We start from the raw sequence: 13,969 nt of genomic DNA on the forward strand, positions 1-13,969 counted from the left end.
TACCGCGCGTGATCCGAACGCCAGGGATCACGCCACCTCATGCCAACTGAAAGTCGGTGATGGCCACGCTGGTGTGATCGGTTACACCGACCAGGCGGATACTGCCGCCATCTGCACCATTGACAGTCACCAACACATCGTTGCCGGCATCGGCGATTGACACGCGACTGGAGAACGTCGCGGCAGTCAGATTGAATGCGGCGATGTTGAGCAGGTCCTGCCCTCCTGCCGGGTTGGCGTCGAAACCGATGATGGTATCGTTGCCGAAGTTGGGCCCGAACATGAAGATGTCGTTGCCCTGATTGGCATACAGGGTGTCGTTGCCGGCACCGCCGATCACGATGTCGTTACCGGCACCACCATCGAGGATGTCGTCACCGTCGCCGCCGTCGAGGATATCGTTGCCGCCCTCGCCATAGAGGGTATCGGCACCGCTTCCCCCACTCAGGCTGTCAGCGCCAGCACCGCCATATAGCAGGTCATCCCCCTCCATGCCGTTGAGCACATCGTTACCTCCCAACCCTCTGAGGGTATCGTTGCCCACGCCCCCCACCATCATGTTGGCCAGGCCATTACCATTGGCTACCACGGCGTTGCTGCCAACCTGGACGAACATCTCCACGTTGGCACCCAGGGTGTAGCTGGAGGCAGTGGAATACACGGTATCGACCCCTGCGCCAGCAGCCTCGACCACCACATCGCCGGGGTTGTCGACGTAGTAGCTGTCGTTGCCCGCCCCACCGACCAGACGGTCGACTCCGGCGCCGCCATCGAGCACATCGTTGCCTGCACCGCCGGTGATGGTGTTGGCCAACGCGTTGCCGTAGCCGACGAAGTTGCCGCTGCCGATAAAGGTCAGGTGCTCGACGTTCTCGCCCAAACCATAGCTAAGCAGCGTGGTGCGCACGGTATCGGTGCCGGAGCCGACTGCCTCGATCACCTGATCACCGGGGTTGTCGACGATATAGATGTCGTTGCCCAGACCGCCGAGCATGACATCGGCGCCAAGGCCGCCATCCAGGGTGTCGTTGCCCGCGCCACCGTCGAGGATGTCGTTACCGGCCAGGCCGTTGAGCACGTCATTGCCGCCCAGGCCGAGGATATGGTCGTCCAGCGCCGTACCGTTGAGCGTATTGGCCGCATTGGTGCCCATGATCACCGCACTGGCCACCACCGCGGTAGCCGCCGAGGTCAGCGACTCGAAGGTGCCGCGGTTATCGGTGTAGCTGACCTGCACCCGCACCTGCTGGCCGGCCTGAGCCGCTGTCAGGGTGAAGGACTGCGCGGTGGCGCCAGCGATATTGCTGAAACTATCGCCGCTGCCGACCTGCCACTGGTAGGCGAAGGTCGCCCCGACCAGACCGTCGGCATCGGCGATCTGCGCGGCGGAAGCGATCAGCACCTGGCCGACGCTGGGCGAGGCGTTGCTGAGCTGCGGCAGCCCGGTGGGTGCATCGTTGACGTTGAGCACCGGCGCGGTGACCTCAGACACCAGGCTCTCCGGGTTGCCCCAGTCGTCGTTGAAGCTGACCACCACACGCAGCGCCAGCCCGACCTGGGCGTCACCGGGCTGGAAGCTCTGCCCCGTACCGACCTGCACCCACTCGCCGGCTACCAGCGCCTGCCAGGCGTAGCTGAGCACGGCGAACTCGGTACCGTTGGGATCGCTGACGGTGGCGGCCGCCAGCAGCATGTCGTCCTCGGCCGGCGTCATGTTGCTGATCGACACCGTGCCCTCGGCCGGCCGGTCGATCAACCAGACCACCTGGTCGGCGAACTGCAGCCGCTCGATATTGCGGATCAGGTCGGTGCCATCGGTGCCGACGTTATCCACCACCAGTAAGCTGTCGGTGCCGTCGAACGTCTCGATCATCTCGTAGTTGGCGAACGCGCCGCTGAACACTGCGGTGTCGATATCGCCCTCCTGATTGCCGTCGAGAATCTCGCGCACGATATGCAGCTGGCTCGGGTTGATCTCACCAGAGAACATCCGTGCCTGGATGTCCTTCATGCTGTCGACGCTGAACAGTTCGATGCTCGGGTCGAGCGTGCTGCGCACGCTGATGCGCACGTTGAGCCAGGCGTCGCCATCGATCACGTCGTTACCGGCACGCCCCTCGATAACATCGCTGCCGCCCCCGCCGAGCAGGATATTGCCGCCGCTGAACACCACCGGGTCGGAGGCATCGTGCGGGTTGTCGCGTGGCTCGGCCATCATCCCGAGTACAGCCTCCAGCCCGGCGATACGGTTCATCCCGGACAGAGTCAGCTCGTGGTTGAACAACGAGTTCTCACCGGCCGCGGTGTCATCCACGCGGTCGTCGCCGAACAACTGATCGTCGTGAATCCAGCCGGACAGCCCTTCGACCTGATCGAAGCGGTCACGCAGGATGTCTTCGAAGTCGGTGGCGAAGATCGGCGTGGTTAGATCGGAATAGGCCGCCAGGGTATTGCCCTTGTGGATCGCCCAGTCGAAGCCCCACATGCCCTCGTTACGATGGATGCCGGCGCCCTGAACCATGATGTCGTCGCCGGACTCGCCGTCGTAGTCGTTGTCGTTGCCGCCCCCCATCATCACGTCGTGACCAATGATCGGGCTGTTGAAGAACAACTCCGAGTTGTCGCCGGCCAGGGTGTCGAAACCAGCGCCGCCCTCCATCCAGTCGTCGCCCTCGTTGCCGAGGATGAAGCTGGGCCCGTCGCCGCTGAAGATGAAGTCGTTGTCACGTCCGCCGAAGATTTCCTTACCGTCCGGCCCGCCATAGATGAAATCCATGCCACCGCCACCGAACACCAGATCGAGGCCGGGGCCGGTGTGGATCACGTCGTTGCCGTCATCGCCATGGATCACGTCGGCGTCACCGATATCGGTGATGATGTCGTCGCCAGCACCGCCGAAGATATGGTCGATGCCGTAACCGCCTTCCAGGCGGTCGTTACCGCCGTCGCCCCACAAGGTATCGTCGCCTGCCCCGCCGATCAGGATGTCATCACCGTTGGTGCCGCCCAGCACCACATGGGCATCGCCGGTGTAGCGCAGGTAATTGCTGTCCGGTCCGGCTGTGGCTGGATTGTCACGAATAACCAGCGGTGCCAGGGCGTTGAGGACGGGGTTGCTGCCCACCGGATCGGCATACTGCTGACGGTTCATGTCCAGTTCGAGGATGTAGTCCACGCGCTGGAACAGCGCCCCCGGCAAGTGCGAGGCGTTGGGGTCGCCCAGGTCGGTGTTGCGCATCACCAGGGCGGCGAAGCTGTTGGCTTCCAGTTCGTTGAGCAGGTTCATGCCCTGGGTACGGCTGAGGTAGTAGAAACGGTCGCCGTTCTGCAGGTTCTCCATCTGCACTTCGAAGACGAAGTTGAAGGTGGAGCCGAGAATGCCGCCGAACGGCATGTTCTGCTCGGCCAACCCGCCGATCCAGAAGTCCACCAGATCCAGCCCGCCCTTGTTCACGGCATACTCGCCGCGTGCGTTGAGGAAGTCATCGCGGTCCGCCGGTGCGCCCGCGCCTCCCAGCACCAGAGCCATGGCGGCATCGCGCTTGGCCTCCAGGGTGGTGGCCGAGGTGATGCTGCTGTGCGTGCCGTAGGCGGCGATGAAGTTGATGATCGAGGCCGGCGTCTTGATGTTCAGGGTGAAGTCGATCCAGCTGTCGTAAGGCTTGAGCTGGGTATCGCCGGTCATTTCGTAGAACTGCGCACGGGCGTTGTTCAGCGAAGGAACCCCGGTGTCGCGACCGCGGGCGATATTGATCGCCGCCAGGTCCAACGGCAGGCCGACCAGGTTGTTGCGCAGCGCCTCGGTGACGAATTCGTCAATCTCGTTGCCGGTCTGCCGGGTCATGCCGCGGATGATCGAGCCAGCGGCCTGATCAGCGGTGAGGGTGCCGCCCTGGGTGAACTCGATGGGGTTGAGGAAGGCCTCGATCAGGCCGACGTCGCTGGACTGCATGCTGTTGTCCAGGCGCGCCACCGTCTCGTTGAGCATGGAGTGACCGAAGCGATATACCACATGGGCGAACTCGGCAACGATGGCCGGATCGATGTCCGCCGTGTTGGAGAATACGAACACGTCCACCAACGGCTGCACGGTACGGGCGAATTCCTCGAACACCAGGTGCTGGTACTGCATCTCGTTGACGAAACGCGCGGCCTGGAACAAGCGCTCACCGTTCCAGATCAGTTCATCGGCACTTGCCGGCACCTCGCTCACCGGCAGCAACAGCCACTCGTTGATAAAGGCCAGATCGCCGGTATCGAGAATGGTCTGCTTGTTGGCCTCGACCAGACGATTGTGCTCGGCGTGGAACACATGGTGCACCGCAGTCAGGCCGATATTCTCGTTGCCGCGGCCGTCACCCGTGATGAAGTGGGCATCGAGCAGTTCGTTGTCGTACTCAAGGTTACGTCCGGTCATGGGGTTGGCCACCACGGCATTGCCGGCCACCTCATCGGCATCGGCCACCAATTGCCCGCCGACTATCACCGGTACCGCGTTATGGGCGATATCGTCGAGGAAGGCATGGCCGGTGCGGACAGCCCCCTGGGTGCTGATTGGATTGTCCGGATCGCCCTCTACCTGTACTGGCGGGTTACCCGGCATGATCAACATGGCAAACCCGTTCTCGCCACGAATGAATTGGCCGTACTCGTCAGTGGCCAGCAGCGGCACGTTGGTCACGTCGGCATCGGTGAGGTTGATGCCGAGCATCTCGCGGGCCTGCGCCTTGATATCGGCCCAGGTGGCCAGGCCACCATTCTGGCCATCGAGCATATGCCCGGTAGCCATTGGCTTGCCGTCGACCATCACGTACTCGCGCAGGAACACCTGGTGTGAGGCGTGCGAGGTGTAGGTCTGGTTCTGGTCGATGAAGGGCGTCGTCTGGTTGGTGTGTTCGCGGATATCGTCCGCCGTGCCGAGAACGCCATCTGCCCCGGGTTGGTTGGTAGCGCGAGTGAGCACCATGAAGTTGCTGTGCGAACCCTCGACGTACAGCGGGTCGTCTGGCTGTAGCGGGATATATACGGTGCCACTGCCACCTTTGTTGACCAGATCCAGACCATGGTCGAAGAACTGGCCGAACAGGGTCATCCACGAGTTGAAAGGCGCGGTCAGTCCTTCGTCCGGGGCGACATTGGGGATCACTACGGTGCCGTTCTCCACCACGATGCCAAACTCGTCCAGCAGCGTATCCAGCGCCGCCGAAGCGGCAACCACCGCAGCATCGTCGGCGGCAGCCTCAGCCAGTACGGCCTGGTGGGCGGCCGTGTCGCTGGCCAATTGCGTGGCAGCTTCCTGTTCCAGCTGGCTGGCGGCCTGCGCGGCAGCAGCAGATTCGGCAGCCACCGTGCCTTTGGCATTGGCATCAGCCTGGGCCTGGGCGGTGGCGATCGCTGCACTGAGGAAGGCCGCCTGAGCAGTACCTTCGTCCGGCGTACCAATGGCCGCCATGTAGGCCTGCAGGGCCAGGCTCTGCACCTCCACCGCGCTAGCGACCACAGCCAGCGCATCGCTGTAGACCTGGGCATCCTGATTGGCCAGCGTTTGGGCGCTCGCAGCCGCCGCGCTGGCGGCCTGAGCTGCTGCCGTGGACGCGGCCAACGTAGCTGCGCTGGCCTGTACCTGGGCGCTGTTGCCAGCTGCGGCGCTTTCGGCCGTTTTCAATGTGCTGTGCGCCTGCATGACCAGCAACGCATCGGCATAGGAATTTTCCGAGCCTGCGTAATCCAGCGCCGCAATCACCGCCGCCATGTTGCCCAGGCTCTGGTCGACGATCAGGTTGCTGATGGTGCGCGGCTGCGAGTCGACCACGTAGCCGTTGGTCTGGGCATAGCTGGTGCTTTGGCTGCCAGTGGGGAAACCGGGAGGAGCGCCCGGCCCATCGATACCATTTTCTGCATCGCGGAATACCGGATCGAGCAGGCGGGGCATCAGTTGATCGGCCGAGCCATAGTACTGTTGGCCCGGAACCAGGTTGTTATAGGTGCCATCGACGGTGCGCAGACCCCAAGGCAACAGTGGGTTGCCGACCAGGTCATAGAGCGACTCGCCGGCGGCATGGGCTTCGGAAATCTTGATCTGCTGGAGAATTAAAACGAGATCGGCTTGATTGACGGTTAGAGTGGCCATCTTTGTTCCCTCAATGCTGAGTACAACTGACGTTCAGATCAGGAAAACCACATGCATACGGCAACATTGCAACGGCGTGGTCGGACGTTGGCGAACAAGTACAGAAGAGAGGGGATGTGGCAGGCAACTGCGCCGCACACCCCGCGATGGGCAGCAAGCTTCAGGCTCGCCGACCATTCAGGGTGGTGGTGGCCCGTGAAAACGCAGCGCGAATGGATCGGCTGGACTGTCCACCAATCGACTTCTGACAACGAGGCGCAAAGCCATGGTTTACCTTCCCGGATGAGCACGCCCAAAGTTGCGCGCCCTCTCCTGCGCGGGACTCCAGCACGCTCACACTCGACTGCAAGGGCCCTGCGGGGGGCCAGGTCAAGCCTAGGTCCAGCCGATGCCGGCACCGCTCTAGGGCATCGTCGCTACTCCAGTCGAGGCAGTAACCGCTATAAAAGCCACCTCGCAGCGCATCCTGGACTAGCTTGTTGAGACGGGCGTCAACTGATTGCGTCGACTGCCTGCCCAAAGCGCTTGTCACCAGCATCGGGGAGCAAGGCGAATGGCCACAGAGGCAAAGGTCGAATCAAATTCAAAGACTTTCGTCGAGCCTGCAGATCAGACCATGGTCGAATCGCCCGATACCTGGCCCAAGCGCCTCAGGCACCCGCTGGCCGGGCTCAACCGCTCAACCCAATTCATCCTGCTCGCCGCATTGATCCTGGGCCTGAGCATGGCCTTCGTGGGTAGCCTGGTCAGCCAGCAGATCAAGCTGGCAGCCGCGCACAGCGCCGGCGAAGGCGCGGCCATCTATATGGAGGCGTATCTGGACGAATATGTGCAGGAACTGGCCTCGGCCAGCACGCTGAAAGCCGAAAGCGTGCAAGCCATCGACAACCTGATGAAAGACACCTCGCTCAAACAGCACATCCTCTCGGTGAAGATCTGGCTGCCCGACGGACGCAACGTCTACAGCACCAGCAAGCGCCCGGTTTTCTACTATCACCCCGCCGGGCCCATCGCCGAGGCCATGCAAGGCAAGGTGGTAACCCGCCTGAGCCCGCTGGATCATGACGAGCATGCCTACGAGCGCAGCTTCGACCGACCGCTGTACGAAACCTACGTGCCGCTGCGTGAGTTCGGTAGCGGGAAGATCATCGCCATCGGCGAGTTCTACGAGATGGAGCACGAGATCGGCAGCATTCACCTGCAGGTCTGGGCGATCATCGCCGCTGCGACCCTGGCCATGCTGGTGCTGCTGTTTCTCATCGTCCGCCACGGTGACCGCATCATCAGCAAACAGCAGACGGCTCTGCGCCAGCAGATGCATGCACAGCTGGCGCTGCATCAGCAAAATGCCACCCTGCAACGACGCGTCGCCACCGCCAGTCAGGAGTTCGCCACGATCAATGAGCTGACTCACAGACGCCTGGGCGCTGACCTGCACGATGGTCCGGCGCAGCTCCTGACCCTGATTCTGCTACGCCTGGATGAACTGGCGGCGTTGTCAACAAGCACGACCAGCGAGCCTCTGGAGACCATCCGCAATGCCGCCCAGGAAAGTCTGCGCGAGATTCGCGGTATTTCCCGTGGCCTGGCCCTGCCGGAAATCAACGAGCTGAATCTGGAAGAGCTGCTCAAACTGGTGGTGCAACGCCATGAGCAACGCAGCGAAACCAAGGTGCAACTGGAACTCGGCAAGTTGCCCGAGACGCTGAGTCTGCCCTACAAGATCTGCGTCTACCGTCTGGTACAGGAGGCGTTGAACAACGCCTTCCGCCATGCCGGCGGCCAGGGCCAGTTGCTCAGCGCAGAGTGCAGGCAGGGCGTGCTGGAGGTACAGGTGGCGGACGCTGGCGCAGGCATCGCTCAGGGCCTTGAGGCCGCGACAGGGGCACATCGTTCGCGCCTGGGACTGGTAGGCATGCGCTATCGAGTGGAGTCTCTGGGCGGGACGTTCGAACTCGAATCGGCCCCCGGGCAAGGCACCCGGGTCACGGCCAGGTTCGATTTACGCGATGACGATAACCGCTAGGGTCTGTGCCTTCACGGTGCTCCGATGCCCACGGTCCAGGTCTTGTGGCTTTCCCAATAGCGGCGCACAGCTGCCACCGCCTCGACGCGATTGCGCGCATGCAGCTTCTGCATCACGTTGGTCATGTAGTACTTCACCGTCTTCTCGCTCAAGCCCAGCTTGGCCGCCACCTCACGATTGGTCAGGCCGTTGGCGACTTCACGGATGATCTGTTCTTCGCGGTGAGTGAGGTCTACCCCGCGCTGCTCGGTCTGGTGCTTGCGAAAATTGCTCAACAGTCGTGTCGCCAGCGCCGGGGTAATGAAGGTTTCACCCTTGGCCACGGTGCGAATCGCCTGAATCAGCTCGGGACCACTGACCCCCTTCAGCACGTAGCCCTGAGCACCGCCTTCCAGGGCCGAGTACGCATCGTCCTCGGACTCGGACACCGTCAGCATCAACACCTTGACCTTCGGCTGCGCCTTGCTGATGGCGCGCACCGCAGCGAAGGTATCGCCCGGCATGTTGACATCCATCAGCAGCACATCGGGCTGACAGCGCGCGGAAATTTCCCGCGCCTCGTCGGCGCAACCGCCCTGCTCCACCACCTCGAAGTCCTCGACCCGGCCCAGGGTCGCAGCGACCCCCTGACGCAGCATTGGATGGTCGTCGACTATACCCACCTTGATCTTGTCGCTCATCGAATATGCTCCCCGCAAGGTTTATACCCTTGTTGCCAGGGAGCCTGGCCGACGCCAAGCTCCCAGACTCGCCCCTGACTCAACCCAGCTGGAAGTCCGCCGAGGTGACCGTGGTGTGGTTGCTGACGCCCACCAGGGTGATGGTGCCGCCGTTCCCGCCGTTGATGGTCACCAGTGTGTCGGTACCGGCATCGTCGATGGCAACCCGAGCGGCGAAGTTCGCCGCGGTGACCCCCAACGCGGCGACGTTGAGCAGGTCCTGGCCACCGGCAGGGCTGGCGTCGAAGTCGATTATCCGGTCGTTGCCGAAGTTCGGCCCGAACGCGAAGATATCGTTACCCGCCCCGCCGGTGAGCACATCATTGCCTGTGCCACCTCGGATGTAGTTGTTCAACGCATTACCCATGCCGGTGAAATCGCTACTGCCAGCGAACATCAAATTCTCGACGTTGGCTCCCAGCGTGTAGCTCAGCAGTGACGTCCATACCGTATCGGTGCCTTGACCAGCGAACTCGATAACCTGATCACCTGCCTCGGTCACCCCATAGGTGTCGTTACCCAACCCTCCAGACATGCTGTCGTTACCCGCACCACCACTTAGCGCGTCGTTGCCCTCTCTGCCGATCAAGGTGTCGTCACCCGCACCACCGTTGAGCACATCATTGCCCATGCCGCCTCGAATGTGGTTGTTCAACGCATTACCTATGCCGGTAAAATTGCTACTGCCAGCGAACATCAGATTCTCGACGTGGCCTGCCAGCGTGTAGCTCAGCAGTGACGTCCATACCGTATCGGTGCCTTGACCAGCGAACTCGATAACCTGATCACCTGCCTCGGTCACCCCATAGGTGTCGTTACCCAACCCTCCAGTCATGTTGTCGTTACCCGCACCACCACTTAGCGTGTCGTTGCCCTCTCCGCCGATCAAGGTGTCGTCACCCGCACCGCCGTTGAGCAGATCATTGCCTGTGCCACCCCGGATGTAGTTGTTCAACGCATTACCCATACCGGTGAAATTGCTACTGCCAGCGAACATCATGTTCTCGACGTGGGCTCCCAGCGCGTGGCTCAGCAGTGTCGTCCATAGCGTGTCGGTGCCTTGACCAGCGAACTCGATAACCTGATCACCTGCCTCGGTCACCCCATAGGTGTCGTTACCCAACCCTCCAGACATGCTGTCGTTACCCGCACCACCACTTAGCGCGTCGTTGCCCTGTCCGCCGATCAAGGTGTCGTTACCCGCCCCCCCCACTAGCCCACAGGTGCACACCCTTTGCTTCAGTGATGATGCGCGGGCCCTTCTCGGCCAGTTGCTTGTAATCACTGAACGGCGCCAGGTGGTGGGCCTGGCTGAGGGCTTGCCAGTGGGCGGTCTTGGGGTTCTTGGCTTGCTGATTCATCTCAACACCTTGTTTGTGCGAGCCGTCTCGACAACTCGCGAAAAACGTCTGGATCGTGGGAGGCGCTTCAGCGGCGATATTCGCGGCTAAAGCCCCTCCCACAGAGCCATCAGAGGCTACGCAGCGTTACACCGACAGCAGCAGGAACTCGCGCTCCCAGGAGCTGATCACCCGCTTGAAGTTCTCGTGCTCGGCACGCTTGACCGCGACATAGCCGCGCATGAACTTCTCGCCGAGGTACTTCTCGGCCACCTTGCATGCTTCCATCCGCTCCAGAGCGGCTTCGATGGTCAGCGGCAGGCGCAAGTTACGGCGCTCATAGCCACGGCCCTTGACCGGCGCACCGGGTTTGATGCCCTCGGCCATGCCGATGTAGCCACAAAGCAACGATGCCGCCAGCACCAGGTAAGGGTTGGCATCAGCACCGGCCAGGCGGTTTTCCACGCGGCGATTCTGCGGGCTGGCTTCGGGGACGCGCAGGCCCACGGTACGGTTCTCCTCGCCCCACTCCACGTTCACCGGCGCCGAGGTATCGGGCAGGAAACGGCGGAACGAATTGACGTTCGGGGCGAACAGCGGCAACAGCTCGGGGATATATTTCTGCAAGCCACCGATGTGGTGCAGGAACAGCTCGCTCATCGTCCCATCATCATTGGAGAAGAGGTTCTTGCCGGTCTTGATGTCGACCACACTCTGGTGGATGTGCATGGCGCTGCCCGGCTCGTCGGTGATCGGCTTGGCCATGAAGGTCGCCGCCACGTCATGCTTGAGCGCGGCCTCGCGCATGGTGCGCTTGAACACGGTGATCTGGTCGGCCAGATGCAGGGCTTCGCCATGACGGAAGTTGATTTCCATCTGTGCCGGACCGTCTTCGTGGATCAGGGTGTCGAGATCCAGGTGTTGCAGTTCGCACCAGTCGTAAACGTCTTCGAACAGCGGGTCGAATTCGTTGGCGGCATCGATGGAGAACGACTGCCGCCCCACCTCTGGACGACCGGAACGCCCCATCGGCGCTACCAGCGGGAAGTCTGGGTCACTGTTGCGCTTGGTCAGGTAGAACTCCATCTCCGGCGCGACGATGGGCTTCCAGCCCTTGTCGGCATACATCTGCAGCACACGCTTGAGAATGTTGCGCGGCGACAGCTCGATGGGGTTGCCCTGCTTGTCGAAGGTGTCGTGGATCACCATCGCGGTGGGCTCGATGGCCCAGGGCACGAGGAATACGGCATTGGCGTCCGGACGGCAGAACATGTCGATGTCCGCCTCATCCAGCAACTCGTAATAGATGTCATCCTCGACGTAGTCGCCGGTCACGGTCTGCAGCAGCACGCTCTCGGGAAGGCGCATGCCCTTCTCGTCGAGGAACTTGTTGGTCGGCGAGATCTTGCCGCGAGCAATGCCGGTCAGGTCGCTGATCAGGCATTCGACTTCGGTGATTTTGCGTTCTTTCAGCCAGCTCGTGAGCTGGTCTAACTTGGTACTCATAGAGACCTCAGGGTTGTAGAACCAGCTTGAGTTATAGCGGGTTCAGCGTTGCCCCGCCTTCTCCCTGCAAGCCTCACCAAAGGCCTGAAAGAAGGCGAGATATTCGGGTGGATGCTACTAGGGGTGCGGCACCTCCGGCACCTGGCATTTCACTCCACCGAAATAAAATCGCTCACCCTTTTCCACGAACACCGAGCTGTCTGTTTCGCGGCATGGCGCGAGCCCAGCGAAGCCAGCGAGTGGCTTGTGTGTTGCCGAGCGTGGGCCTGAGCGGACGCCAAGGGGCGTTGCGCGGCCACGTACGCTATCGTGCAGGGTATGGAATGAGCGAACGGCCTGGTGAGACAGGCCGCGCGGCGCAGAAGCCGCAAAGGAAAGCTGTTGCTGCGCTGCAGCGGCCATGCTCATGACTGATCGAGCCCGCATGATGAGCAGACTCGCCTCGCTGACGAGGGAAGAGGTCGCGTGACCGATGGTCCTGGTGCAAGCGCTGACGCCGATGGTCGGCAGGCAAAACATGAGACACCCGTATTATTGCTGTTAGTGGGTTTGAACCGAGCTTAGCCTTGTTCATTTTTTTACACAATAGCTCTGTAAAAAATTGAACACACCCCACTGAGCAGCCTGAAAGATCAACGCCCGGAGCACGCTGAAAGGCCTTTAAATGCCCCAAAAATGGCCATCACGCCCCACTACAGGGCATCATGAGGCCAGCTTGACAGTAAAGTGCGTTTCGGATTGACTCACACCCATGCAGTCGCATGATTGATATATTTAACAAAAAGGTGTTGCATCATGTCGGTACCCCCGCGTGCCGTTCAGCTTAACGAAGCGAACGCGTTCCTCAAGGAACATCCCGAGGTCCAGTTCGTCGACCTTCTTATTGCAGATATGAATGGCGTGGTGCGCGGCAAGCGCATCGACCGAAACGCCCTGCACAAGGTGTACGAGAAAGGCATCAACCTGCCGGCCTCGCTCTTCGCCCTCGACATCAATGGTTCCACCGTCGAGAGCACCGGCCTTGGCCTGGATATCGGTGACGCCGACCGTATCTGCTTCCCCATCCCCGATACCCTGTGCAACGAGCCCTGGCAGAAGCGCCCCACTGCGCAACTGCTGATGACCATGCACGAGCTGGACGGCACGCCTTTCTTCGCCGACCCGCGCGAGGTATTGCGACAGGTGGTGCAGAAGTTCGACGAACTGGGCCTGCGTATCTGCGCAGCCTTCGAACTGGAGTTCTACCTGATCGACCAGGAGAACGTGAACGGTCGGCCGCAGCCGCCGCGCTCACCGATCTCCGGCAAGCGCCCGCATTCCACTCAGGTCTACCTGATCGACGACCTCGACGAGTACGTCGACTGCCTGCAGGACATGCTCGAAGCCGCCAAGGAGCAGGACATCCCGGCCGATGCCATCGTCAAGGAAAGTGCCCCGGCGCAGTTCGAGGTCAACCTGCACCACGTCGAAGACGCCATCAAGGCCTGCGACTACGCGCTGCTGCTCAAGCGCCTGATCAAGAACATCGCCTACGACCATGAGATGGATTCCACTTTCATGGCCAAGCCCTATCCGGGCCAGGCCGGCAACGGCCTGCACGTGCACATCTCGCTGCTGGACAAGAAGACCGGCAAGAACATCTTCGCCGCCGACAACCCGCTGGAGAACCAGCCGCTGCGCCACGCCATCGGCGGCATCCTCGACACCATGGCCGCGAGTATGGCCTTCCTCTGCCCCAACGTGAACTCCTACCGCCGCTTCGGCGCGCAGTTCTACGTGCCCAACGCGCCGAGCTGGGCGCTGGACAACCGCACCGTGGCCGTGCGCGTGCCGACCGGCAGCGCCGACGCCGTGCGCATCGAACACCGGGTGGCCGGCGCCGACGCCAATCCCTACCTGATGCTGGCGTCGATCCTCGCCGGCATCCACCACGGTCTGACCAACCAGATCGACCCGGGCGAGCCGATCGAAGGCAACTCCTACGAGCAACTCGAGCAGAGCCTGCCGAACAACCTGCGCGACGCGCTGCGCGAGCTGGACGACAGCGAAGTGCTGAACAAGTACATCGATCCGAAGTACATCGACATCTTCGTCGCGTGCAAGGAAGCCGAGCTGCAGGAGTTCGAGACCACCATCTCCGACCTCGAATACAACTGGTACCTGCACACCGTGTAACACCGAGAAAGCCGGCCGCAGAGCCGGCTTCTTTTTGCCTGCCAACTGCCAACCGACAACTCTGACGCTTCGC

At 61.8% G+C, this 13,969-nt stretch carries 6 protein-coding genes and 1 pseudogene; 2 read left to right on the forward strand and 5 right to left on the reverse strand.

The genetic code is table 11. From position 1 onward, the window contains the following. Positions 1 to 37: 37 nt before the first annotated feature. The gene (locus GV002_RS01770) at positions 38 to 6,130 is read right to left on the reverse strand and encodes a peroxidase family protein (protein WP_160016786.1); all 6,093 of its coding nucleotides are present in this window, start codon (positions 6,128 to 6,130) and stop codon (positions 38 to 40) included. A 553-nt stretch (positions 6,131 to 6,683) separates the two neighbouring features. Here GV002_RS01770 and GV002_RS01775 point away from each other — a divergent pair. Further along, on the forward strand, positions 6,684 to 8,156 hold the full coding sequence (locus GV002_RS01775) for a sensor histidine kinase (protein WP_160016787.1): 1,473 nt from the start codon (positions 6,684 to 6,686) through the stop codon (positions 8,154 to 8,156). An 11-nt stretch (positions 8,157 to 8,167) separates the two neighbouring features. Here GV002_RS01775 and GV002_RS01780 read toward each other — a convergent pair whose 3' ends face one another. The 4 genes and pseudogenes from GV002_RS01780 to GV002_RS01795 form a co-directional block, all read right to left on the reverse strand. After that, entirely contained in the window at positions 8,168 to 8,836 is a 669-nt protein-coding gene (locus tag GV002_RS01780; RefSeq protein ID WP_160016788.1) for a response regulator, read from the reverse strand. A 79-nt stretch (positions 8,837 to 8,915) separates the two neighbouring features. After that, on the reverse strand, positions 8,916 to 10,064 hold the full coding sequence (locus tag GV002_RS01785; RefSeq protein WP_256667013.1) for a calcium-binding protein: 1,149 nt from the start codon (positions 10,062 to 10,064) through the stop codon (positions 8,916 to 8,918). Positions 10,065 to 10,080: 16 nt separating this feature from the next. Then, positions 10,081 to 10,236, reverse strand: a pseudogene (locus tag GV002_RS01790) (aspartate aminotransferase family protein); the annotation flags it as partial. A 126-nt stretch (positions 10,237 to 10,362) separates the two neighbouring features. After that, positions 10,363 to 11,721, reverse strand: coding sequence for a glutamine synthetase family protein (locus GV002_RS01795; RefSeq protein WP_160016789.1), 1,359 nt, complete (start codon positions 11,719 to 11,721; stop codon positions 10,363 to 10,365). A gap of 795 nt (positions 11,722 to 12,516) precedes the next feature. Here GV002_RS01795 and GV002_RS01800 point away from each other — a divergent pair. Continuing rightward, complete coding sequence (locus tag GV002_RS01800; RefSeq protein WP_160016790.1) at positions 12,517 to 13,896, forward strand: glutamine synthetase family protein; 1,380 nt, start codon at positions 12,517 to 12,519, stop codon at positions 13,894 to 13,896. Positions 13,897 to 13,969: the final 73 nt, after the last annotated feature.

The sequence above is a fragment of the Pseudomonas sp. 8O genome, from assembly GCF_902506495.1.
Classification (GTDB): domain Bacteria; phylum Pseudomonadota; class Gammaproteobacteria; order Pseudomonadales; family Pseudomonadaceae; genus Aquipseudomonas; species Aquipseudomonas chaetocerotis.

What these genes read in the sequence shown, in the direction of transcription:
- GV002_RS01775 (WP_160016787.1), top strand. Translation starts at nt 6,684, where the DNA reads ATGGCCACAGAGGCAAAGGTCGAATCAAATTCAAAGACTTTCGTCGAG.
- GV002_RS01795 (WP_160016789.1), bottom strand. Translation starts at nt 11,721, where the DNA reads ATGAGTACCAAGTTAGACCAGCTCACGAGCTGGCTGAAAGAACGCAAA.
- GV002_RS01780 (WP_160016788.1), bottom strand. Translation starts at nt 8,836, where the DNA reads ATGAGCGACAAGATCAAGGTGGGTATAGTCGACGACCATCCAATGCTG.
- GV002_RS01770 (WP_160016786.1), bottom strand. Translation starts at nt 6,130, where the DNA reads ATGGCCACTCTAACCGTCAATCAAGCCGATCTCGTTTTAATTCTCCAG.
- GV002_RS01800 (WP_160016790.1), top strand. Translation starts at nt 12,517, where the DNA reads ATGTCGGTACCCCCGCGTGCCGTTCAGCTTAACGAAGCGAACGCGTTC.